22 protein-coding genes are annotated in these 23624 nt (G+C 57.5%); 13 read left to right on the top strand and 9 right to left on the bottom strand.

What is annotated here, in order from left to right; translation table 11 throughout:
• The first annotated feature begins 1 nt into the window (after position 1).
• From KP808_RS19620 to KP808_RS19600, 5 genes are read left to right on the top strand one after another with little or no spacing between them, the layout of a single operon-like run.
• A complete protein-coding gene (locus KP808_RS19620; RefSeq protein WP_058409583.1) occupies positions 2–763 on the top strand; it encodes an SDR family NAD(P)-dependent oxidoreductase in 762 nt (253 codons plus the stop codon).
• A 31-nt stretch (positions 764–794) separates the two neighbouring features.
• A complete protein-coding gene (locus tag KP808_RS19615) occupies positions 795–1544 on the top strand; it encodes an SDR family NAD(P)-dependent oxidoreductase (protein ID WP_230016714.1) in 750 nt (249 codons plus the stop codon).
• 22 nt (positions 1545–1566) lie between these two features.
• The gene (locus KP808_RS19610) at positions 1567–1866 is read left to right on the top strand and encodes a hypothetical protein (protein ID WP_003431302.1); all 300 of its coding nucleotides are present in this window, start codon (positions 1567–1569) and stop codon (positions 1864–1866) included.
• Positions 1863–2870, top strand: coding sequence for a CobW family GTP-binding protein (locus tag KP808_RS19605; RefSeq protein ID WP_230016713.1), 1008 nt, complete (start codon positions 1863–1865; stop codon positions 2868–2870). The genes KP808_RS19610 and KP808_RS19605 overlap by 4 nt, the downstream gene beginning before the upstream one ends.
• Positions 2867–4063 (top strand): ABC transporter substrate-binding protein, encoded by a 1197-nt coding sequence (locus KP808_RS19600; RefSeq protein ID WP_230016712.1) that lies wholly within the window; start codon positions 2867–2869, stop codon positions 4061–4063. Before KP808_RS19605 ends, KP808_RS19600 begins: the two co-directional genes overlap by 4 nt.
• Before the next feature lie 1095 nt (positions 4064–5158).
• Here the strand turns inward: KP808_RS19600 and KP808_RS19595 are convergent.
• Positions 5159–7582: a glucose/quinate/shikimate family membrane-bound PQQ-dependent dehydrogenase gene (locus KP808_RS19595; RefSeq protein WP_230016711.1), complete on the bottom strand. Its 2424-nt coding sequence runs from the start codon at positions 7580–7582 to the stop codon at positions 5159–5161.
• A 442-nt stretch (positions 7583–8024) separates the two neighbouring features.
• Between KP808_RS19595 and KP808_RS19590 the strand changes: the two genes are divergently transcribed.
• Together KP808_RS19590 and KP808_RS19585 are read left to right on the top strand one after the other, a co-directional pair.
• Positions 8025–8252, top strand: coding sequence for a VF530 family protein (locus KP808_RS19590; protein WP_003363662.1), 228 nt, complete (start codon positions 8025–8027; stop codon positions 8250–8252).
• 52 nt (positions 8253–8304) lie between these two features.
• The gene (locus KP808_RS19585; protein ID WP_230016710.1) at positions 8305–8964 is read left to right on the top strand and encodes a Pr6Pr family membrane protein; all 660 of its coding nucleotides are present in this window, start codon (positions 8305–8307) and stop codon (positions 8962–8964) included.
• A 15-nt stretch (positions 8965–8979) separates the two neighbouring features.
• On the opposite strand, the gene KP808_RS19580 is transcribed toward KP808_RS19585, so the two are convergent.
• The 3 genes from KP808_RS19580 to KP808_RS19570 all read right to left on the bottom strand — a co-directional run bounded on the left by KP808_RS19580 (position 8980) and on the right by KP808_RS19570 (position 13541).
• Positions 8980–9747 (bottom strand): siderophore-interacting protein, encoded by a 768-nt coding sequence (locus KP808_RS19580; protein WP_230016709.1) that lies wholly within the window; start codon positions 9745–9747, stop codon positions 8980–8982.
• Positions 9744–10334: a PadR family transcriptional regulator gene (locus KP808_RS19575; protein WP_230016708.1), complete on the bottom strand. Its 591-nt coding sequence runs from the start codon at positions 10332–10334 to the stop codon at positions 9744–9746. Before KP808_RS19575 ends, KP808_RS19580 begins: the two co-directional genes overlap by 4 nt.
• An 87-nt stretch (positions 10335–10421) precedes the next feature.
• Positions 10422–13541 (bottom strand): transglycosylase domain-containing protein, encoded by a 3120-nt coding sequence (locus KP808_RS19570; protein ID WP_230018923.1) that lies wholly within the window; start codon positions 13539–13541, stop codon positions 10422–10424.
• A 360-nt stretch (positions 13542–13901) separates the two neighbouring features.
• On the opposite strand from KP808_RS19570, the gene KP808_RS19565 reads away from it, so the two are divergent.
• Positions 13902–14807: a hypothetical protein gene (locus tag KP808_RS19565; protein WP_193600946.1), complete on the top strand. Its 906-nt coding sequence runs from the start codon at positions 13902–13904 to the stop codon at positions 14805–14807.
• Positions 14808–14857: 50 nt separating this feature from the next.
• Here the strand turns inward: KP808_RS19565 and KP808_RS19560 are convergent, their stop codons facing one another.
• Together KP808_RS19560 and KP808_RS19555 are read right to left on the bottom strand one after the other, a co-directional pair.
• Positions 14858–15547 (bottom strand): hypothetical protein, encoded by a 690-nt coding sequence (locus KP808_RS19560; RefSeq protein ID WP_058401623.1) that lies wholly within the window; start codon positions 15545–15547, stop codon positions 14858–14860.
• Between the two features lie 178 nt (positions 15548–15725).
• Positions 15726–16439 carry a hypothetical protein gene (locus KP808_RS19555; protein ID WP_122280739.1) on the bottom strand — a complete coding sequence of 238 codons (714 nt, stop codon included), beginning with the start codon at positions 16437–16439 and terminating at the stop codon, positions 15726–15728.
• Between the two features lie 403 nt (positions 16440–16842).
• Between KP808_RS19555 and KP808_RS19550 the strand changes: the two genes are divergently transcribed.
• Positions 16843–17592 (top strand): hypothetical protein, encoded by a 750-nt coding sequence (locus KP808_RS19550; RefSeq protein WP_058408383.1) that lies wholly within the window; start codon positions 16843–16845, stop codon positions 17590–17592.
• Between the two features lie 46 nt (positions 17593–17638).
• Here the strand turns inward: KP808_RS19550 and KP808_RS19545 are convergent, their stop codons facing one another.
• Entirely contained in the window at positions 17639–18304 is a 666-nt protein-coding gene (locus tag KP808_RS19545; protein WP_230016707.1) for a hypothetical protein, read from the bottom strand.
• Between the two features lie 110 nt (positions 18305–18414).
• Positions 18415–19545 (bottom strand): OpgC domain-containing protein, encoded by a 1131-nt coding sequence (locus KP808_RS19540; RefSeq protein WP_230016706.1) that lies wholly within the window; start codon positions 19543–19545, stop codon positions 18415–18417.
• Between the two features lie 294 nt (positions 19546–19839).
• Here KP808_RS19540 and KP808_RS19535 point away from each other — a divergent pair, with 294 nt between their 5' ends.
• The 3 genes from KP808_RS19535 (at position 19840) to KP808_RS19525 (ending at position 21771) form a co-directional block, all read left to right on the top strand.
• Positions 19840–20121 carry a type B 50S ribosomal protein L31 gene (locus KP808_RS19535; protein WP_230016705.1) on the top strand — a complete coding sequence of 94 codons (282 nt, stop codon included), beginning with the start codon at positions 19840–19842 and terminating at the stop codon, positions 20119–20121.
• Between the two features lie 151 nt (positions 20122–20272).
• A complete protein-coding gene (gene ddlA / locus KP808_RS19530; protein WP_219170005.1) occupies positions 20273–21364 on the top strand; it encodes a D-alanine--D-alanine ligase in 1092 nt (363 codons plus the stop codon).
• Entirely contained in the window at positions 21361–21771 is a 411-nt protein-coding gene (locus tag KP808_RS19525) for an NUDIX hydrolase (RefSeq protein WP_058408373.1), read from the top strand. Before ddlA ends, KP808_RS19525 begins: the two co-directional genes overlap by 4 nt.
• Before the next feature lie 38 nt (positions 21772–21809).
• On the opposite strand, the gene metR is transcribed toward KP808_RS19525, so the two are convergent.
• A complete protein-coding gene (gene metR, locus KP808_RS19520; protein ID WP_002554872.1) occupies positions 21810–22727 on the bottom strand; it encodes a transcriptional regulator MetR in 918 nt (305 codons plus the stop codon).
• Positions 22728–22833: 106 nt separating this feature from the next.
• Here metR and KP808_RS19515 point away from each other — a divergent pair, with 106 nt between their 5' ends.
• Positions 22834–23580 (top strand): 5-methyltetrahydropteroyltriglutamate--homocysteine methyltransferase, encoded by a 747-nt coding sequence (locus KP808_RS19515; RefSeq protein WP_230016704.1) that lies wholly within the window; start codon positions 22834–22836, stop codon positions 23578–23580.
• Positions 23581–23624: the final 44 nt, after the last annotated feature.

The raw sequence follows: 23624 nt of genomic DNA, 5'->3' as shown, positions 1-23624 counted from the left end.
CATGATTCGTAAAGTTGCAGTAGTAACCGGTGCCGCCAGCGGCATCGGCCAGGCGCTGGCAGTGGCTTTTGCCCGGCACGGTGTGGCGGTGGCAGGCGGGTTCTATCCGGCTGACCCGCATGACCCGAATGAAACCCGCAGGCTGGTGGAGGCGGCGGGTGGCGAATGCCTGATGCTGCCGCTGGACGTGACCAGCACCGAGTCGGTCGACGATCTGGCTGCGGCTGCGATCAAGGCCTATGGCCGAATCGATTACGCAGTGGCCAATGCCGGATTGTTGCGTCGTGCGCCCTTGCTGGAAATGACCGACGAACGCTGGGACGAGATGCTCGACGTTGACCTGACCGGCGTGATGCGTACTTTTCGCGCCGCCGCCCGGCATATGGACGAGGGCGGTTCGCTGGTGGCGATCTCCTCGATTGCCGGTGGTGTCTACGGCTGGCAGGACCATTCCCATTACGCCGCCGCCAAGGCGGGTGTGCCAGGGTTGTGTCGCTCGCTGGCGGTGGAACTGGCGCCCAAGGGCATCCGCTGCAATGCGGTGATTCCCGGTTTGATCGAAACGCCACAGTCGCTGGACAGCAAGAACTCGCTGGGCCCTGAGGGTCTGGCGCAGGCGGCCAAAGCCATCCCGCTGGGCAGAGTAGGCCGAGCGGACGAAGTCGCTGCGCTGGTACGTTTTCTGTGCAGCGACGAAGCCAGTTACCTGACCGGGCAAAGCATCGTGATCGACGGCGGCCTGACCGTGCGCTGGCCGGGGTAGATCGCGCAAATTCAACCAAGGAGCCCGACCCATGCAACAGCTCAAACAAAAACGTGCGGTGATCACCGGTGCAGGCAGCGGCATTGGTGCTGCCATCGCGCTTGCCTACGCGAGTGAAGGTGCGCATCTGGTGCTGGGCGATCGTGATCCGGTCACTCTGGGCAAGGTTGCCGAACACTGCCGTCAGCTCGGCGCGCAGGTGCACGAATGCGTGGCCGACGTCGGCAGCGTCGAGGGGGCGCAGGCCAGTGTCGATGCCTGTATCGAGCATTTTGGCGGCATCGACATTCTGGTCAATAACGCCGGCATGCTGACCCAGGCACGTTGCGTCGACCTGAGCATCGAGATGTGGAACGACATGCTGCGCGTCGACCTGACCAGCGTATTCGTGGCCAGCCAGCGCGCCTTGCCGCACATGATTGCCCAGCGTTGGGGACGCATCATCAATGTTGCCTCGCAACTGGGCATCAAAGGCGGTGCCGAGTTGACCCATTACGCTGCTGCCAAGGCCGGTGTGATCGGTTTCAGCAAATCCCTTGCGCTGGAAGTCGCCAAGGACAACGTGCTGGTCAATGCCATCGCTCCCGGCCCTATCGAAACACCGCTGGTCGCCGGGATCAGCAGCGCGTGGAAAACCGCCAAGGCTGCCGAGTTGCCGCTGGGACGTTTCGGTCTGGCCGAGGAAGTTGCGCCGGTGGCTGTGCTGCTGGCCAGCGAGCCGGGTGGCAACCTGTTCGTCGGCCAGACGCTTGGCCCCAATTCAGGCGACGTCATGCCATGAGCAAACTGCTGGAGAACACCTGATGTGTGGATTGTGCGGGCTGTTGGGCGAAGACGTGCACTGGAGCGACCCGCTGGCTGCCGAGCTGCCCCGGCGGCGTGAGCGTTTGCGGCGTATTGCTGCGATCAACAAGGTCGTGGCGCCGTTTCGTCTCAAGGTCGAGGACTTTCAGGGCGTTTCCTACCTTCTGCTGGGGGCTACCGGCAAGCAGGAACTGGCGACCGGCCTGGAGCAGCTCTGGCAGAAAGCCGAGTTACTGATTGGTCGCCCGCTCGACCCGCTGGATTCCCGTTTGCTCGACCACCTGCAGAGGTCATCATGAGCATTGCTCTCAATGTGATTACCGGCTTTCTCGGCAGCGGCAAGACCACGTTGCTCAAACGCCTGCTGGCCGATGAAGACATGGGCGAAACTGCGCTGTTGATCAACGAATTCGGCGATGTCGGTATCGATCATCTGCTGGTTGAAGAGGTTGCCCCGGATACCGTTCTGCTGCCCAGCGGTTGTGTCTGCTGCACCGTCAGGGGGGAACTGAAAGATGCGTTGCTCGGCCTGCTGGAGCGGCGTAATCGTGGCGAGATTCCAGCGTTTCGCCGGGTGATTCTGGAGACCACCGGCCTGGCGGATCCGGCCCCGATTCTCACCACGCTGAGCAATGATCCGCAACTGCGCGGGCGTTTTCATATCGGCCTGATCGTCACGCTGGTGGACGCCTGTCACGCGACGTTGCAAGAGCGTCTGCATCCGGAGTGGCTGGCTCAGATCGCGGCGGCGGACCGGCTTTTGTTGAGCAAGACCGATCTGGTCGATCAGCCCGCACTGGATGCGCTTCGTCAGCGCCTGCAAGCGCTGAATTTCTCTGCGCCGCTGCGGGATACGGCGCAGATCCACAGTGGTGATCAACTGTTGCTGGGCGAGGGCATGCGCAGCGACGAACCGGCCGCTGAAGTGACGCGCTGGCAACTGCATCGGGTGCTGTCGACTTCCGCGCGGCATGGTGATGCGCAGGTCTGTTGCCTGACGTTCGAGCGGCCTCTGGACTGGGTCGGTTTCGGGGTGTGGCTGTCGATGCTGTTAAGATGCCACGGTGAACGAATCCTCCGTGTCAAAGGACTGCTCAACGTGAACGACAACCAGGCTCCCATCGTGATTCATGGTGTGCAGCATTGCCTGCATGCACCGGTGCATCTTGCAGCCTGGCCAGGAGAGGATCGTACTTCCCGGCTGGTGTTCATCCTGCGCGGTCTTGATCCCGAGTTGCTGCGTCGTTCATTCGAAGTGTTTTCCAGCAGCTTCGCGCCATCACTCAGCGAGTCTGTGGCATGACCATTACCTTGCGTGTGCTGGGTACGTCCGTGACCTTGCTGGAGTCCTTGCGTGAGCGGGCCGAGCAGGAACTGGGCATCAAGCTGATCTACCAGATCCATGACGTGCAGACCGCGCAACGCATCGCGGTCATGCAGCCCGACAGCTACGACCTTTACGATCAGTGGTTTCATAACGTGGATTTCGTCTGGCCTGCGCGGGCCATTCAACCCATCGACACGCGGCGCATCGCGCTTTGGCATGAAATCAATGACCTGCCCAAACAGGGGCGACTGAGACCCACAGACCAACCGGGCAGCGGCAGTGTGCCCAGCGAACGTTTGTTCGTGCAGCACGATGGCAGCCTGGGCAGTACGGTGACTGAGCGCATCAGCATGTTGCCGCTGACCCACAACGCCGACAGTTTTGCCTATCGCCCCGAGCGTTTGCCGGATGGGCTGAGCCCTGCTGACGAAAGCTGGGGCTGGCTGCTCGACCCTGTGTGGGGTGGACGCATCGCCTTGCAGAGCGATGCTGCCATCGGCGCTCTGGATGCCGCATTGGCCGTGGAGGGCGCGGGGCTGGCGGCGTTCAAGGACATCGGCAACATGAGCATCGAAGAAATCGACGTGCTGGCCGACGTGCTGGTGCGTAAACAGCAGCAAGGGCATTTTGGCGCGTTCTGGTCAGACGACGAAGAAGCCGCCGAACTGATGCTCAGCCCGACCATCGACATTCAGAGCCTCTGGTCACCGACCCTGGTCAGGTTGCACCGCGCGGGTGTGAAGTACCGCGTCGCAGTGCCCAAAGAGGGTTATCGCGGCTGGTTCGGCGGGCTGTCGTTATCACGCCACGCCAAAGGCCCGGTGCTGGATGCAGCCTACGCCTACCTGAACTGGTGGCTGTCCGGCTGGCCGGGCGCAGTAATGGCACGGCAGGGGTATTACATTGGCAATCCGGCGCGCAGTCGTGATCATCTGAGCGCCGCTGAATGGGATTACTGGTACGCCGGTCTACCTGCCCGAGAGCAACTGCTCGGCAGCGACGGCCTGCCACTGATCGACGCCGGAGAGATCCGCGACGGCGGTTCCTACGAGGAACGCATGGGCCACATCGCGGTTTGGAACTCCGTCATGAACGAACACAACTACCTGGTCCGCCGCTGGAACGACATCCTGCGCGCCAGTGGCAAAAGCAGCGCCAAAGCGCGTTAGGCACGCATTCAAGAGCGGACGCAGAGCGTCCAGAACGGCATTCCCACGCTGGAGCGTGCGGAACGATAATCGTCAGAGCAGCATCGTGCCAATGCTCCGCGTTGGCATGCAGTTCGTGACGCTCCGCACATTCAAGAGAGGACGCAGAGCGTCCAGAACGGCATTCCCACGCTGGAGCGTGCGGAACGATAATCGTCAGAACACCATCGTGCCAATGCTCCGCGTTGGCATGCAGTTCGTGACGCTCCGCGTCACAGGTCTACGCCGCACCGCACATTCAAAAGCGGACGTAGAGCGTCCAGAAACGGCATTCCCACGCTGGAGCGTGCGGAACGATAATCGTCAGAGCACCATCGTGCCAATGCTCCGCGTTGGCATGCATTTCGTGACGCTCCGCGTCACAGGTCTGCGCCGCACCGCACATTCAAGAGAGGACGCAGAGCGTCCAGAACGGCATTCCCACGCTGGAGCGTGCGGAACGATAATCGTCAAAACACCATCGTGCCAATGCTCCGCGTTGGCATGCAGTTCGTGACGCTCCGCGTCACAGGTCTACGCCGCACCGCACATTCAAGAGAGGACGCAGAGCGTCCAGAACGGCATTCCCACGCTGGAGCGTGCGGAACGATAATCGTCAGAGCACCATCGTGCCAATGCTCCGCGTTGGCATGCATTTCGTGACGCTCCGCGTCACAGGTCTGCGCCGCACCGCACATTCAAGAGAGGACGCAGAGCGTCCAGAACGGCATTCCCACGCTGGAGCGTGCGGAACGATAATCGTCAGAGCACCATCGTGCCAATGCTCCGCGTTGGCATGCAGTTAGTGACGCTCCGCGTCACAGGTCTACGCCGCACCGCACATTCAAGAGCTGACGCAGAGCGTCCAGAACGGCATTCCCACGCTGGAGCGTGCGGAACGATAATCGTCAGAGCACCATCGTGCCAATGCTCCGCGTTGGCATGCATTTCGTGACGCTCTGCGTCACAAATCCAAAGCCTTGTCCGGTAGCAGGTGCAACTGAGGCCAAGGTTTAAATTACAATAAAAAAAGCGGCTACCTCTCGATAGCCGCTTTCCATTTACCTCAATAACGCATCACTTCGGCAGTTTGAACGCCATCACGTAGTCACCCTGTTTGGTGCCCAGTGAGCCGTGACCGCCCGCAACGACCAGCACGTATTGCTGACCGTCCTTGCCGGTGTAGGTCATCGGGGTGGTTTGCGCACCTGCGGGCAGGCGGGCTTCCCACAACTGCTTGCCGTTACGCACGTCATAAGCACGCAGGTACTGGTCAAGCGTAGCGCTCATGAACGCCAGGCCGCTGGCGGTGGTGAACGTACCACCCAGGCTTGGAACGCCCATGGTCAGCGGGAGCGGGATCGGCGAGCTGTCGCGCACGGTACCGTTCTTGTGCATCCAGATGGTCTTGTGGTTGGTCAGGTCGACTGCTGCCACGTAACCCCAAGCGGGTGCCTGGCAAGGCAGGCCCATCGGCGACAGCAGTGCTTCCAGGATCACACCATAAGGGGCGCCCTTGTTCGGCTGTACGCCTTCGGTTTCGCTCTTGCGACCCGGGCCGCCTTCAACTTCGGCAGACGGTACCAGCTTCGAACGGAAAGCCATGTAGTTGGGATTGACGAAGGCGATCTGACGCACCGGGTCGACCGAAATACCGCCCCAGTCGAACACGCCGAAGTTACCCGGATAAACAATCGAACCCTGCAGCGAAGGCGGCGTGAACGGGCCGTCATAGCGCAGCGACTTGAAGTCGATCCGGCACATCATCTGGTCAAATGGCGTCACGCCCCACATGTCGCGCTCTTTAAGCGGCGGCGGCATGAAGTTCAGGTCGGACTTGGGCTGGGTCGGCGAGGTGTGATCGCCCGCGACAGCGCCTTGCGGGACCGGCACTTCATTGATCGGCACGATCGGTTTACCGGTGCTGCGATCCAGCACGTAGATGCTGCCCTGCTTGGTCGACGCCAGCACTGCGGGTTTGACGCCGTCAGCGGTTTTCATGTCCAGCAGGGTCGGCTGACCGCCCACGTCCATGTCCCACAGGTCATGGTGAGTGAACTGGTAGTCCCAGCGCACGCGACCGGTAGCGATGTCCAGTGCAACCAGGCCCGCGCTGTACTTCTCGGACTCTGGCGTACGGTCGCCGCCCCACTGGTCAGGGGTCTGGTTACCCATCGGCAGGTAGATCATGCCGAGCTTTTCATCGACGCTGAACATGGACCACATGTTCGGCGAGTTGCGGGTGTAGATCTTGCCTTCGGCAATCGGTGCAGTTTCTTCCGGATTGCCGCTGTCCCAGTTCCACACCAGACGGCCGGTGTGCACGTCATAGGCGCGGATCACGCCGGACGGCTCGTCCATGGAGACGTTGTCAGTGACGTGGCCACCGATAATCACCAGGTCCTTGGTGACCGCGGGTGGCGACGTGGAGTAGTAGCCGCCCGGAGCGAAGGTGCCCATGTTGGCGGTCAGGTCAACCGAACCCTTGTTGCCGAAGTCTTCACACATCTTGCCAGTATCGGCGTTCAGCGCGATCAGACGGGTGTCGGCAGTCGGCAGGAAGATTCTGCGCGGGCAGGCAGCACTGGCAGTGGCCGTGCCGTCAGCAGCCGGGACCGTCGGGCTTTGCGCCGGGGCGCTGGCGGCGTAGGCAGCGTCGTCATGATAGGTGACGCCACGGCAGGTCATGTGCGCCCAGCCCTTGAAGTTGGCTGCGTTCTGAGTGCTGAGCTTCGGATCGAAGCGCCAGATTTCCTTGCCCGAATCCGGGTCAAGCGCGATCACCTGGCTGTGCGGCGTGCACACATAAAGCATGCCGTTGACCTTGAGTGGGGTGTTCTCGGCAGTCGTTTCCCCCGGATCGTTCGGCCCCGGAATGTCACCCGTGCGATAGGTCCAGGCCGGCTCCAGCTTGTTGACGTTTTCCGGCGTGATCTGCGCCAGCGGCGAGTAACGGTCACCGAAGGCGGTGCGGCCATAGGACTGCCAGTCGCCGTCAGGCATGGCTGGGGCGGTGTTGGTCGTGCCAGCCGTCTCGCGGTCCAGCTGGCCTTCGATACGACCCGGATTGGTGAACTGGCTCGCCAGCGCGGTCAGGCCGGCCAGCACCACAGCGATGCTCAATGCACCGGTGCCCATGCGTGCCGGACCGTTGCGCAGCAGTGGCTTACGGAACCACGGCAGCAGCAGGACGATGCCCAGTGCGAACCACAGCGCCAGGCGTGGCACCAATTGCCACCAGTCGAGACCGACTTCCCACAACGACCATACAGTGCTCGCGAACAGCAGCAGTGCATAAAGGCCCAGCGCAGCCGCGCGACCCGTGATCAGCAACACGCCGGTCACGGCGAAGCCGATACCGGCCAACAGGTAATACAACGAGCCATCCAGTTGCAGCAGTCGGGCACCACCGACCAGCAAGGCCAGCCCCATCAACAGGATCACCAGCCCGAGCAGGGTCGGCAACAGGCGATTTCTATTTGAAGCACCGTCAGTGCTCATAATGCGAATCTCCGCGAGAAGTAAGTAATTGAAATCTTTTTTTAAGCATCGCCTGCCCTGGCGCCATTCCTTGAAGCTGCTTGTTGAGACGAATCGCCGACGGTGGAATTAAACCGTCAGGCAGAGCGCGGCTGCACGTTCGGCTGGCGCGGTCGTTGAGTCGTAGACCATTACCGCCCGAATTCGTGCATAGGCTTTTTGTCCGAAGGAACATCTGCAGAAGGGGGAATCTTCAATCCTTAACCCGGCAATGATAGGGCGCTAACGATTTTTCTAAAAGCGAAAAACCTGACATGGATCATTGCAACGCCGGCAACAGTGCTGCAGGTCGACGGTGTTTTATGAAAGCGCGGCGCTTACAATGGCAGACTTTCGGGAAGCACCTGCGTACTCCAGAGATCCGTCCAGGTTCGTCTCTTCTTATTTCGTTGCAAGGCTCATCATGACAACACCCAATTCCGACCCGTTGCACGGCGTCACGCTGGAGCAGATCCTCAGGGCGCTGGTCGAACATTACGAATGGTCCGGCCTCGCCGAACGCATCGATATTCGCTGCTTCAAGAGCGATCCGAGCATCAAGTCCAGCCTGACCTTCCTGCGCAAGACACCCTGGGCGCGGGAAAAGGTCGAAGCGCTGTATGTGAAATTGCATCGCAGCAAGGGCTGGTAACAGGCCCGCCAGACAGTCCGGCATGGACGCCGGCACGCAAGGATACCGATTGATGCTCAGTGAACATCCACAACCTGCGCAGGGACAGCGCTATTACACCCTTGTTGCAGCGTGCCTCGGCTGGTCGGGGCTGGTCATCCAGCTTTACCTGATCTTCATTGGCCGTTATGCCGATCACGCCAGTCTGCTGGGCGGTCTGGTGCGGTTTTTAAGCTTCTTTACCGTATTGACCAACACCCTTGCAGCCGTTGCGCTGAGTTGTGCCCTGACGTCGCGGCAGTCGGCAGGCCACCGGTTTTTCCGGCATCCGGTGGTGTGTGGTGGCATTGCGGTGAGTATTGCGCTGGTGGGCATCGCCTACAATATTCTGCTGCGCCACTTGTGGCACCCGGAAGGCTGGCAGTGGGTGGCCGACGAACTGCTGCACGACATAATGCCGCTGGCGTTCGTGCTCTATTGGTGGCTGTACGTGCCCAAGGGCACGCTGCGTCTGAGCCATGTAGTGCTCTGGGCGATCTATCCGATCGTCTACTTCGCCTATGTCCTGCTGCGTGGCCACATGTTCGGTGATTACCTGTACCCGTTCATCGATGTCGGCACGCTCGGTTTCTCGGCGGCATTCATCAACGCGCTGGGCGTGCTGCTCGGTTTCGTGCTGATCGCATTGGTGCTGCTGGCAGTTGATAAACGGGCGTCTCGTCGTACCCGGTGAGTCGCCCGGTCCTGCTCATTCTTCAGTGCTGTCCAGCTTCCAGTAACCGGCGGTCTTGACGAAGTCCTCTTGCAGGCCGAACTCGTCGAGCAGCACACGACGTAACTTGCGTGACAGCGCGGATTCGGTCGCGACCCAGGCGTACAGCTTGCCCTCGGGCATCTCCAGACGACGCGTGACGTCCAGCAGACTCTGTTCGCCGCGTACGATCCAGATCACGTCGACCTGTGCGGCACTGTCGAACACCTGCTTTTCCTGCGGGCTGGCGACTTCGACCACCACCAGCGCAGCGCGGTTGGCGGGCAGCGATTCAAGGCGTCGGGCGATGGCCGGAATGGCTGTTTCGTCGCCGATCAGCAGGTAGCTGTCGAACATGTCCGGCACCACCATCGAACCCTTTGGACCGGCGATGTGCAGGAATTGCCCCGGTTCAGCCTGAGCCGCCCAGGTGGCAGCCGGGCCTTCGCCATGCAGAACGAAATCGATATCCAGTTCCCCGGTTTCTTCGTCGTAGCGACGCGGCGTGTAATCGCGCATCGGCGGGCGCGGCGTGTCCTTGTCGCCGGCAGGGTTCAGGTTTTCCAGCGCGGCCTGCTCTTCTGCCGTTTGCGGGAAGAACAGTTTGACGTGGTCGTCGGTACCCAGGCTGATGAAACCCGCCAACTCCGGCCCCTGCAAGGTAATGCGGCGCATCAGGGGTGTCAGTTCCGTGACCCGCACCACCTGCAGCTTGCGACGCTTGATTTCATGCATGACGCGATGGATTGACTGGGGCGAATTCATGCCGACTCCTCCGAGGCAGGTTGAGGCCCATCGACGACAGCCTTGGCCGTGCTGTTGAGCAGTTCGCTGACGCGCAAAATCTCTTCCGGGCTCCAGCGGCCATGGTGCATCTGCAGCGCGTGGCGCAGGTTGTGCACCGCTTCGTGGATTTCCGGCGGACGATCGTGGCCGCGCAGTGACCGCTTGCTGACATCTATGCGCATGCGCACACCTTCCAGCGCCACGGCCTGATCTTTCAGGGATTGGCGACCCGCATCGGTGATGGTGTAGAGCTTCTTGCCAGCCTGGGCATCGCCGACCACCATTTCGCTTTCTTCAAGAAACGTCAGGGTGGGGTAGATAACGCCGGGGCTGGGGCAGTACGCACCTTCGAACAGACCTTCGATCTTGCGGATCAGGTCATAGCCATGGGACGGCTGTTCGGCGATCAACGCCAACAGCAGCAATTTCAGATCGCCAGGGGCGAAAACCCGAGGGCCACGTCCACCGCGTTCACGGCCCGGGCGTTTTTCAAAGCCGTCGCGATCTTCACCTGGTTCACGAAGATGCGGCGGACGGTGGTGGGGAGGATGTTTGTCTTCACGCATGTTTTTGATCTCTGGTTACACGTTAGATATACCTTAAGATATATCTAAAAGTATTCACAGAGTCGGCAGACGAGCGGTCGTTAACGGTCAGGCACCCTTGGGTGGGTCGGGAAGTGGGGTATTGCACATCGCCTGCCCATGATTCTCCAGGTACGGGGTCAGGATCGGAGCCATGCCTTTGAGTACCTGCACCGGCAGCGCCGAAGTAAAACGAAAGCCTTCGGCGGCGCGCCCTGGCACGAACGCGGTCAATGCGCCGAAGTGGTTGTCGCCGATATAAAACACAAAGGTCGCCGTGCGATTGATCGCCCTGGAACTGAGAATGCGTCCGCCTGCGCCGATGCTCTCGATCCTGTTATCACCCGTGCCAGTCTTGCCGCCCATCGCCAGCACGCTGCCGTCCTGCATCTTGAAGGTGCCTTGCACACGCTTGGCGGTGCCGCCATCCACTACCTGCGACAAGGCTTCGCGCATTGCCGCGGCAACTTCTGATGGCAGCACGCGCTGGCCCAGCTCCGGGTTGATGGTCAGTTCGGTGTCGTAAGGTGTATCAGCGGCAAAATGCAGACTGTCGATGCGCACGGGCGGCAAACGGATGCCATCGTTCTGGATGATGCCGATCAGCTCGGCCAGCGCCGCCGGGCGATCACCCGAGCTGCCGATAGCCGTTGCCAGCGATGGCACCAGATGGTCGAACGGATAGCCCACGCGCTGCCAGCGCTGTTCGATATCCAGAAACGCTTCGACCTCCATCATGGTCCTTACGCGGCTGTCGCGAGCGCTTTTGTGGCGACTCTTGAACAGCCAGCCGTAGACTTCCTGGCGCTCGTAACGACTGGCGGCCACGGCGTCCTTGAATTGTGCTTCAGGGTGTTTGAGCAGGTAGCCCACCAGCCACAGCTCCAGCGGGTGGACGCGGGCGATGTAGCCTTGATCGGGCAAGTCGTAAGTGCCCGGCCCATAGCCCTTGTACAAGTCGGCAAGACGCTTGTCGGTCAGCTTCGAGGTTGCTTTCGGCTCATCCAGATGCGCGCGGATGAACGCGTTGAACGTCGCTTGATCAGCCCCAGGCAGCAAGTAGCGATGCACGGCAGCCAGGCGAATGGCCGTGGGATGGATACCGTCCAGAAAAGTATCGAGGCGTTCCTGAGTGGTCTTTTCCTTGTAGCGTTTCCAGAAGCGCAGCAGGAACACCGTGCCCTCGCGGTCGGCAAACTGCGCGAGGTATTCCTGACGGCGCGGGTTGTCGTCATCCTTGAGCAACTCGGCACTGTTGTTGGGTGCCTGATACGTGCTGTAGCGCACCACATCGCGCATCAGGCGAATGAACGGCAGGTTGATCGACTCACGCAGCGACTCGCGCAAGGTGGGAATCCGCTCGTTGTCCTCACGCCGGAAGTTATTGAAGCGGTGCATGCCGCCACCGGTGAAGAACGCTTCTGCCGGGCTGGCCGAATAGGTGCGGTCCAGTGCGGCCGAAAGCATTTTCGCCAGATCACGGTCCTTGTTCATCAGCAGGTAATCCACTGCCCAGCGAGTCAGCCGGTCCGGTTCTTCGACAGGCACTTTGCGCAGTTGCGCGGTACTCAGGTTCCCATACCGCCCATGCAGCTCGGCGATGATCTCCAGGTAAGTGGTCAGCACGCGCATCTTTGCGGTCGAGCCCAGTTCCAGCTTGCTGCCTTCGTTGATGTCAAAGGGCTGATCGGTGCTATCGGTCTGCACCCTGACCCGCGAGCCATCCACGCCGCGTTCGAACAACGTGAAGCTATAGCGTACCTGGGTGGTACTGGCCGGGGTCAGCAGCCGCTCTCCCATCAAACCGGTTTTTGCAGCGAACTCAGGGTTGGCCAGGTCACGCAGGTATTGGCTGACGCTGCGCTGTAATTCGCCGTGCAGGGTGCTGGTGGCCGATAGATCAAGACGGTCCAGATCGTAAAGCGGGCGATTGAGCAGGTTCGACAGACGAGTGCGCGCGACACTGATGCCCTTGTTGGTTTCGATAGGCTGAATGGTCGGCTGCTGTGCCCAGTCACGGTAGGTAACCTGGGCTGCCAATGCGGCATCGGCCAGCGGTTGATCAATGACATTGGCCTGGGCCAGCAGGCGTAGGTGGCTATCGGTCAGGTCCGCCAGTTCCAGGCGACCCTTGGCCAGATAATGCGACGGACGACGCTGAGCAATGACCAGTGACAGCACTTCGCGCAGGGCCAGTGCCTTATCGGCCAGCCGTTGTTTGTCAGTGGGGCTGGAGGCTAGTAATTCATTGGTTTTGGCAAAATCTGCACCGAACCACACCCGCAACCCTTCGGCCAGCCCGTGCACTTCACCGTGCCCCGGCACCGCGGACAACGGCACGCTGTTCAGGTAATCACGCACCACCCGTTGGCGTACCGCGAGGGTCTCGGTGCCCGGTTGATAGGCGCGAACACTGGCGGAAATCATCTGCCGCAACTTCTCTGAACCCGACAGCGTCAGCCCGTCGGGTGAGTGGCGATATTTTTCCAGTTGAGTCGCCAGCGTACTGCCGCCGGCCGACTGGCCGGGAAGGGCGAACATCTTCGCCAGTTGCGACCACGCAGCCTTCACGAAGCGTGGCCAGTCCACTGCCGGGTTGGCCAAGGGTTGCTGCGGGTCCAGCAAGTCGCGGTTTTCGATAAACAGCAGGCTGTTCACCAGCAGTGGCGGAATAGCGGTAAAGGTCGGGTAAAACTGCTGCGGGTATCTGAACTCATACAACGGTTCATTTCGGCAATCAGTGATCGACAGGCCAGCCTGGGTTTTTTCCTCGTAAGGCACGAAGAAGCCATGCTGAACGTAGCGCATCAGCTCTGGAGAGAAACGGGTCTGGCGAGTAATCACATAATCGCGCTTGAGCAGGCGCTGCAGGAACTCATCCAGCGACGAATAGCCCAGGCGCCTGTCGAACGGCCCGTCACCGGGATACACCACGTCATGGCTCGGCCCAGGCTGCATTGAATAACTCAGGCTCGCGGCAAATCGGCTGAACTCACGCGCCTGCAGCCTTGAACTGCGGCTCTCCACGGTTATTGCAACACCCAGCGCAATGCAGGCCAGCACCACAATCACCCAAAACACCCGCCATCCGTATCGCTTGCGACGCGGACGCTTTGGCGCGCGTGGGTCATCCTGGCGGTCAGCTGACAGCGCTTCATGCTTGCTATCGGAATGCCGAAATACGCCCATAGTCGATTGTCCGGTCATCCTGTCAACGCACCTGACCCAAGCTTAGACGCTGGATGGGAATGTGGGGGGAATTGTGTGGTGGTTTTCGAGATTGGCTGAGGCGATGCCTGGACTGGCATGGCTTGTATGCTTTTTCGTCTAAGCACAGGATTTGACTGAAAAAATATCAGTCATAGATAAGCGCCTGAAAACCAGTCTTTATAAATCCAGGCGCTGGACTTATAAAAGCCTATTGGTTATGTGTAGGACGTTTCTGATAATTGTTTCCAGCGCTTGATCTTGAATTAAACAGGTGATTACGTCCGGTTTTGTCAGTGGCAATGATGCCCTGATTAGTTAATCCCTATCGAGATCAATAAAATGAATAACAAGAAAAACAAAGCAGGTCGTGCGTTTGTGTCTGGATTGCTATTGGCAATGTCTTACCACGCCATGGCACAAGTAGAAGGAGCTCCTGTAGTCAGTCAACAACCAATGTTGCAGGAACAGGCTGTACAAAACCCAAGCCATTCGAATCCTGTGGTGCTATCGGACAAGATTCATCAGATCAGTCATATTCTGGAGAATACCTCGGCAGTTCATCAGTATAATTTCACCGCTACGCGCGGCCAGAATGTGCTGATTACAACGCCGGATTCGGATTACGACCAGAAATGGAGGTTGGAGTATCAGGTGGATGGCGGAGAGTGGCAGCCCAAGCGTCATTCATCGGCGCAGAGAATCGAAGGGCTCAATCCTGGTTCACAAGTCAATATACGTATTATCGCGACTGACGGTGCCAGGTTTGATACCACTGATTACAGCGTGGTGTTTGGCTCGTTTCCTCATATGCGTTATGACTTGCACCACGAAGAGGGCTTCAGGTTGATTCCCTATGGTTTCACCAAACCCGCTTTTCTGGCGACTCAAGCGCTCACAGAGGCAATGCTCGAGGTTACGTTTACCGACAGCAAGGCTTTTCCGCTGGAGGGCGGTGTTTTTGATTTCGAGCTCAGTATCAAACATCACCAGGCTAACGGGCAATATACCTCGGACAGTTCGGGGAAAATAATGCAGCGGGTAACGTTTAAACGCTGCGAGGGTGGTTTGCTCGCTGATAACTTCACTCACTTAAGTGAAAACGGGCGAGAAACCTGGAGTACTCGCTACGAGCCAAAAAAGTATTGGGCTAATAATAGGCTCGCTGAACAATTGGCGGATAAACCTCATGTGTACAACTTGGGGCTGATTTGCAATCGCTGGCTGATCAACTGGTCAAGGAACTGATTTAAAAAACGCTCTGTCTGCCGTAGGCGCTACAGAGCGTTTTCTGACCGTCAGGCCCTTGTATCGATCAAGTGTGTCGAATCTTTTTCTGCTTTTTCTTTGATCTGACTTATCCAGATTTCACTAGGGTCATCTTTTTTGCTGAGTGCTATTTTTCCAAGATCAATGACGTTTTGAAAATTTAGCAGGTCCAGTTTGTAGGTTCCTTTGAATGTGTCTGTGTCATGGTCAGCCAGCGTCATGAGGATTTTGGCATGCGTGATCGCAGCATCCTTGAGGTGGGTTTTTTGGTTGATGGCATCTGATAAATACTTGATTTCATTGGTGCCTAACTTATCGTCCAAGTCTATTATTTTAAGCTCGGCATCATCGCCTATCGTATAGCTGAAATTTTTACCCGTCAGGTCGGGCCGCAAATCTATAAGCTCCGCTCTGAACTCTTGGTAGAAACAGGATTGTAATTCCGACATGAGCAATGCATCCACATTAAGGTGCTCTAGATAAAGCTCTTTTGTCATTGGGCGAATGACTTTTTTAGTCGGGTCTTTCTCGTCGGGATGGTTGGAGGTGAATTGCAGCCACGGCTCTTCCTCACGCGTGTAGAAAGCATTTGCAAACTCTTCTTTTTTACTCAGTGCCGGTTTATCCTCAGGCGATCGTGGGAGGGGTTTTGTTTGAAGGTGGGTCAAGGGGCGCGACGGAGGAAGTAAAAAGTCGGAAGTAATAGTGCTAATGTACATTTTCTGCTCCTTGCTGAATGACTGTATCTTTCTTGTTATCGGTGAATGGGCTGGATACTTGGGCTGATAAAGCTGTAGGAAAATTCCTGGTCACAGGCTTTGTGTGATCTGCGTCACGAACCAACCGCATGTCACTGGTTATTCCGAGCGAAATATCAACGGCCTGTATTTGCATTCATCAAACGTGTACATCAACCAGAGGTTTTGGTTCTTCCTCACGCTTCGGCGCATAGCGCTCGATCTGGTAAATAATCGTGTCCATGAAATTGCCAATATGGTTGCGGCTGAAGATCTGTCCGTAGTCGATGACCTTGCTGTAATTCTCAAGGTTGAGCGTGTGCTGATCGCCGAATTTTTCCGTGTAATGGTCGAGTAGCGTCATCACGATTTTTGCGTGCGCACGCAGATCTTCTTTCAGTTGTTGACGTTCGTTCAGCTTTTCGGTCAGGTACGTGAACTCTGCCGGGGTGAGAACCTCGTCCGGGTCGGTCACCTGAATGTCCTGATTAAAGCCCAGCGTGAAGCCGAAATGCTTTTTTGACAGCTCAGTATTGAGGTAAAAAAGCTGCTGCTTGAAATCGTGGAAATTGTCGTACATACGGCATATGGTTTGGTCAAAATCCTTAATGTAGTTTTCCAGATACCTGCCTCGGATATCTTTTGCTTCCTTTTCAGACATGTTCTCTAAAATAGCGCGTCCTGCCGCCGAATTTTTGTAGCTGGAAAACCAAGGTGTCTCTTCGGTTGTATAGAATTCAGCGTTCGGGTCACGCGGTTTATCATGTGCCAGAGGGACATTGATCGGCAGAGCAGCAGATGAATTGAGGGGTGGCGAGCCTAAGAGAGTGCGCTGTTGATTTTGTAATGGAAAAGCCAAGGGGTTGATATACATGCTAGGCGCTCTTTGGTGTTAGTGATAGCTATCTAACGGCAGGCCTTTGCAAAACTTTGCCTGATAAGCGTGTAGGATATTTCCCAGGCTGTAGGTGGTGGTTGTTTTTGTAGGAGATTTCCTTAATTTCAATATGATGGTTGACTAAGTGTTCGGCTCTCTATTACGTCGATTTTGTCAGTGGCAACCTGCCTCTGCATAATCTGCAAGAGTATCTATGAATATTTATGGGGAAAAATGTGTTGGTTTTTGCTTGTTTTCTATCTTCGTGGTACTGGCATCGGCGTCCGGCGCTCACGCCAATACAGGTAGTGAGGATCCGGTCGTTGCATCAACTAACGAAACCAGCGAAACCGTTTTGGCTGAAGCTGTTCAAGAAATTTCCGAGCCAAGATTCACCGTCATGCTGGATAAGCTGCACTCGGTAGCAGATGCGTTGACAGTTAAATATCCTGTTCACTACTACGGTTTTGTGTCGCATCGTGGGCAAGATGTACTACTCTATGCGCCTGTTGGTGACCCGGTAACTAACGAGTGGAAGACCGAGTATTACGAAAATGGTGAGTGGGTTGCTCAGACACTTGAGACCAAGGTTTTTACAAATCTGACTCCCGAGGCAGAGGTGATTGTCAGAATCACGCCAAGAAACCCGTTAGTAGGGAGCACTCTCCCATACACCGTCAGATTTGGTTCCTACCCTGTTCTAAAAAGCTACGAACTGCTTGACGAGCCGGGTGTGATAAGGATTCCAAGTGGGTATACCAATCCTGACTGGTTGGCCACCCAGATTTATAAAGAGGCTGTTTTTGAGGCGAGATTTACCGACACCAAAGGCACGCCCTTGGAAGGCGGCATGGCGATTCTTGACCTGAGTTTTGGTAAAGCAGAACCTTCAATTGAGCATGTTGTAGTCAGTGATGCTACCGGCTTTGCTTCTCAGCGTATCGAGTTTGGACGCTGTTACGGTGGCGTGGAGGCCCAAGATTTTGTGCACGCACAAAGAGGTTTCAATACATGGAGAAGTCACTATAAAGTTGCTGGCTACACCGTACACAATTTTTCATTGGGACCAATGACAGCGACCCCTCATATTTTTTACATGGGGCATATCTGTACACAGACCGTTCTGCGAACTGTCGCTCCTCGTGGTTAACATTCAGCTCAGTCTGGCGAGCCGTTTGTCTCGCCAGACTGATTTCTCATACCGCCAAAGAAATATAGGAAAAATCTCGCTTTTCAGCATTGCTCTGGACTTGCTGTATCCATTCGTCCTGCATTTTTTGCACGCTGGTGCTCATAATCTTGCCATAATCGATCACATCCTGAAAATTACTGATATCCAGTTTATATCGACCACCAAATGTTTCATGATCATGGTCAACCAAGGTCATGACCGTCTTTGCGTGCTGCTGTATTTGCTCTTTGAACTCTCTGAACCCGTTGATGGCATGGGTAAGCACTGATTTGTCATTCTCAGTCAGGCTGTTATCGTAGTCAATTATCTTGATGGACGCGCTTTCGTTCAGTGTAAAACCAAATTTTTTACTTGCGATATCGGGGTGCGTTTCTTGCAGGTCTTTACGAAAACTGTCGTAGGTGACATTTATCAACGCAAGCTCCAGTACGTCGACTATTTTTTTATGCGCCACGTAGTCGAGCCGATTTGTAATGTGCTCGTTGATCGACTCCAATAACCACGGCTCTTTCTGATATTCATAAAATACATTTTCTTCTGTCTTTTTTGCTTCGGATGCAATGGCCTTTTCCAAGCCAGCATCTTCTGTCGGATCGCCATTTTTGGTGCCAGGTATCAGCGCCGTTTGTTGCAGGGTGTTTGCCTGATTCGGAATGCCATTAATGTTCAAAACGTTGCCCTCCCTTTGGTCTCATAACGAATAGCGGCCAGTTCCTGAAAAACTTGGCCTGATAAACCAGTAGGAGATTTCCGAGAGGGCGTGCAAACGTGACGCTGTTCTCAAGTAGTTAACAAGCGGGGCGATTTCCCCAGCCGCTTATTCAACTCCAGCCCATTGGCCATAAGCATCATCAAGCCCAGCCCGACAATCGCGGTAGTCACCTGCATAGGCCATGTATCACCTGCCAGTGCATTTGCCATGTCTGCCAGTGGCGCGAGCAATACGCCCAGGCAGAATACTTCCAGCGAATAACGGCCCATGCGGCAGGTCTGGCGGGCGGGCCAGTTTTCGAGCCAGGTGCTTGAGGTCGGCAGCAGTCGGGCGACGACGTAGACCAGTGCAAGGAAGTGCAGCAGGCGCGCGGGTGCCAGGTCGGTCTTGCTGATGGGGTACAAGGCGTCGAGGTGCAGGGTCGAGACTAGCGCGCTGTGCAGGCCGGGCCATTTTTCACTGAAGGTCAACATTCCGGCAATCACCACGTAGGCGGCGGCTGTCAGGAACAGCGGTTGTTGGCGCAGCGGAGGTTGCACAGCAGTTGTGGCTGTTTCGCTGCGTAGCGCGCAGGCACCGCCGAGGATGAACAGCAACTGCCAGGCCACCGGGTTGAAGTACCACACGCCACCGCCTTCATAGGCACGCAGGTTCCAGCCGAACAACGGCACCATCAGGTACAGCGCGATCGACAGGCCGACCGCCAGTTCCAGTTTGCGCAGCATCAATGGCAAGGTCAGGGGCAAGGTCAGCAGCAGGACGATGTACAGCGGCAACGGGTCGGTCAGGTTGGGCTTGAAACGCAGCAGCAGTTCATCGGCCAATGCCTGTTGCGGGTTGCCGACGAAGTATTCAAGGCCCATCTGCTGGACCATGTCGCGGGTTTCGACATGGTTGTTGGCGACGAAGACGATGCCCATCAGCAAGGTCAGCAGAAAGATGTGCACGACATACAGCACCCAGGTGCGGCGCAGGATCCGCACGCCAGCCACCAGCATGCCGTCGCGCCGGGCGATGCGCCCATAGGCCAGGATCGATGCGTAACCGGCAAGGAAAACAAAGATTTCCGCTGCGTCGCTGAAGCCGAAGTTGCGTACGGTCAACTGAGCGAGAGGGTTGTCCGGCACGTGATCCCAGAATATGAAGACCAGCGCCAGGCCACGAAAGAAGTCGATTCGATGATCGCGTCCGTTATTCATAACGGTGGACTCTTGAAAGTGCTAATGAGTAAAGATCGGCCACAGAGGCTCAGGTTCCAGGCCGGCGACCAGTGACGTTCGGCGGCGCGGCAGGGTGCCGTTAATTCGGCTCGATTGCAAAGTCACGCTATTACAGAATGTCTCTGGCACGCTGGTTCTGGCGGTTTCAGGGCGACAGCGGCTGCATGCGCGCGTTCGATCAAGCTCGCCGATGATGGCAATCAACAGCAATCATTCTCATCTTCTGTTATGTTACTGTATAACGATTGCAGTCAACTCACCGGAGAGCTAACCATGAAACCCGATATCCATCCTGCTTACCGTATTGTGCTGTTCCACGACACCGCTGCCGACGTTTACTTCCTGATCGGCTCGACCGTAGACACAGACCGCACGCAGCAGCACACCGACGGCAACACCTATCCTTATGTCGCACTCGACGTGTCCAGCGCCTCGCACCCGATGTACACCGGACAGCAGCGCAAGACCACCAACGAAGGCCGGATCGCGGGTTTCAACAAGCGTTTCGCCACCTTTGGCTCTGGCGGCAAGAAAGAAACCGCAGCGGCTCAATGAGCTGTCTGATCTCCCGGTGATGGGCATTTCGCATGGATTGCCCACCACCGGGATTTTTTTGCCTGAATTTCAGGTGTACGGCCAATCATCTGCTGGACTAACAGCCGACATTGCTTTTATCTTCGCGGCCTGAAAAACAGGAGTAACCGCTTTGAAAAAGTCAGTCGCCATCGTTTTCGGTGGGCAATCCAGCGAGCATGAGGTTTCGTTGCAGTCGGCACGCAACGTGATCAATGCGATTGATCGTGATCGCTATGCGCTGACCCTGATCGGTGTCGACAAGCTGGGCCGCTGGTTGCGCTTCGACGAAGCCGACTACCTGCTCAATGCCAATGATCCTGCGCGGATCAAACTGAGTGCATCCGGCAAGCAGTTGTCGCTGTTGCCTGGCAGCACTGGCGGCCAGTTTGTCGAGGTCGAGACAGGCAAACCGCTGGCAGCTATCGACGTGGTATTTCCGCTGATCCACGGCGCGTTTGGTGAAGACGGTGCATTGCAAGGCGTGCTGCGCATGCTGGCCGTTCCGTTTGTGGGCGCTGACGTACTCGCCTCGGCGGCGTGCATGGACAAAGACGTGACCAAGCGTCTGCTGCGCGATGCAGGCATTGCTGTCGCGCCGTTCATGGTGCTCAGCCGTGGGGAAACCCTGTCATTCGCCGATGCGACCACGCAGTTGGGCCTGCCGATGTTCGTCAAACCGGCCAATCAAGGCTCGTCGGTGGGCGTCAGCAAAGTGTCTGACGAGGCTGGCTTCGTGGCTGCACTGGCATTGGGTTTCGAATTTGACCACAAGCTGCTGATCGAGCAGGGCATCGTCGGCCGGGAAGTGGAGTGCGCGGTACTGGGTAACTTCGATGCGCAGGTCAGTGTCTGTGGCGAAGTGATTGCCAACGACGAGTTCTACGCCTACGACACCAAGTACCTGAATGGTGATCAGGCGCGCATCGCGATACCCGCCGAGTTTCCCGCCGATCTGAGTGATCAGGTACGTGAAGTCGCGTTGCAGGCTTACAAAGTGCTGGGTTGCGCAGGGCTTTCGCGGGTCGATTTCTTCGTGACCGATATGCATGACATCATCATCAACGAGGTCAACACGCTGCCCGGCTTCACCTCGATCAGCATGTACCCCAAGCTCTGGCAGGCCAGTGGTCTGACCTATGCCGAACTGATCCATCGCCTGATCGTGCTGGCCCTTGAGCGCGCTGATCAGGCGCGTTTGCTGAAAACGGAAATCTTTGCATGAAGATAATCCGCATCGCGGCGGCGCTACTGGTCGGCACAGACGGCCGGACTCTTCTGGTGCGCAAGCGCGGCACTCAGGCATTCATGCAACCGGGCGGCAAGATTGAACCTGGCGAACCGGCACCGCGGGCGCTGGCCAGGGAGCTTGAAGAAGAACTCGGGCTGATCATCGATCCGCAGCAGGCGCTGTTTCTCGGCGAGTTCGTTGCACCGGCTGCCAATGAGCCAGGTTTTGAGGTGTGTTGTCAGCTTTACGAGGTCAGATCTGATGCCCAGGTTCTGCCCGCCGCCGAGATCGAAGAAGTACTCTGGGTCGGCGCAGACAGTCTTGCGGATGTGCATCTGGCTCCGCTGACACGCGACCTGATCCTGCCGTTGTACCGCCAGCGGCAAACCCGAGCGAACTGAACCCGTGTCGTCCTGTGCCTTGGCGCAGGACGATACTGTCAGCGAACCACGCTCACCCCGTCCAGCGTTGAAAACGAGGTGTCCTTGGCGGTCAGCAGGAAATCGCGCATGTACGGTGCATCGAGCATGTCGGCGCGAATACCGGCATACAGCGTTGCGAACAGCCCTTTCTCACCCAGGCGCTTGGCCTTCACATAACCGCGTGAGCTGTATTCATGCAGCGCCCAGTGCGGCATGCCACAGACCCCGCGTCCGCTGGCGACCAACTGCATCATCATCACCGTCAATTCCGAGGTTCGTACCTGTGCAGGCTCGATATCGGCGGGCTCCAGAAAACGGGTAAAGATGTCCAGTCGGTCGCGCTCCACCGGGTAGGTGATCAGCGTTTCGCTGAGCAGGTCTTCCGGAACAATGTACGGTCGGCCCGCCAGCGCGTGTTGATTGGCCACCGCCAGCATCGCTTCATAGGTGAACAGCGGCACGTAGGTGATGCCGGGCAATTCCAGCGGGTCGGACGTCACCACCAGGTCCAGGTCACCACGCGCCAGCGCCGGCAATGGCGCGAAAGAGAAGCCGGAAGACAGGTCCAGCTCGACCTCAGGCCAGGCATCGCGGAACTGGTCGATGGTCGGCATCAACCATTGAAAACAGCTGTGGCATTCGATTGCCATGTGCAGCCGTCCCGCCGTGCCGCCTGCCAGACGGGCAATGTCGCGCTCGGCACTGCGTAGTTGCGGCAGCATGGAGTCGGCCAGTTGCAGCAGGCGCAGACCGGCGCTGGTAAACCGTACCGGTTTGGTCTTGCGCACGAACAACGGCATGCCCATGCGCTCTTCCAGTTCCTTGAACTGATGGGACAGCGCCGACTGCGTCAGGTGCAGGCGTTCGGCGGCCTCCACAAGGCTGTCGGCCTCGCGCAAGGCGTGCAGGGTTTTGAGGTGGCGTATTTCAAGCACCGTGAGTGCTCCATGAGCAGTATTTGTGATCAACACGAAAAAAATGAGTTTGTCTCATGTTGTGTCAGCTGTCGACAATAGACCCATCTTTTATGGAGGACGCATCGTGGCCCTGACTCAACACCCTGACTATTTTCACATTGGCGCAGACCGTGAATTGCAGCACGCTCTGCAGGCTTTCTGGAAACAGGATCAGGGTGTTGCGACAACGGACGCCGAACTGCGCACCTGGCTGATGGCGCGTTACCCGCAGCAGGTGCCACACCTGAAACGCGACCAGCGTTTTCAGCCTGACTGGGCACCGCTGCTGGCGAGCGTCGCTGAAGCGTGCGAGCAAGGCCGCAAGCCTGCGTTGATCGGTCCTCTGACACTGCTCTGGCTAAGTGATGTTCAGGGTGGCGAGGTCGATCGCCTCGACCTGCTGGAGCATCTACTGCCGGTGTATGGCGAGATCTTCGGGCGTCTGGCGGCGCGCGGTGTCGAGTGGATTCAGATCGACGAGCCGATCCTGGCGCTCGACCTGCCTCTGGCATGGAGCAACGCCTTCGAACGCGCCTATCACATTCTTCAGTATTCGCCGTTGAAGAAGCTCATTGGCCTTTACCACGGTGACCTGCGGCCCAACCTGGGTGTCGCGGCCTTGCTGCCGGTTGCAGGGTTGCATCTGGACAGCGTGACCGAACCGGAGCTGCTGGCTCCGGTGTTTGATCGTCTGCCGGTTTACAAGGTCCTGTCCCTGTCCCTGTCCCTGGGCGAGTGCGACACGCATTCGGGCTGGCACCAGGAGTCCCTCCTCGAAGCGCGCGCCCGTTTTGGGGAAAACCTGATGGTGGCGGATCAGGTCGCTGCGTAACGCAACACCCGATTAACGACCGCTCAGCGCCATTCATCAAACTG

This window comes from Pseudomonas savastanoi (assembly GCF_020917325.1).
Lineage (GTDB): Bacteria > Pseudomonadota > Gammaproteobacteria > Pseudomonadales > Pseudomonadaceae > Aquipseudomonas > Aquipseudomonas amygdali.
This window is presented reverse-complemented; position numbering and strand designations above follow the sequence as displayed.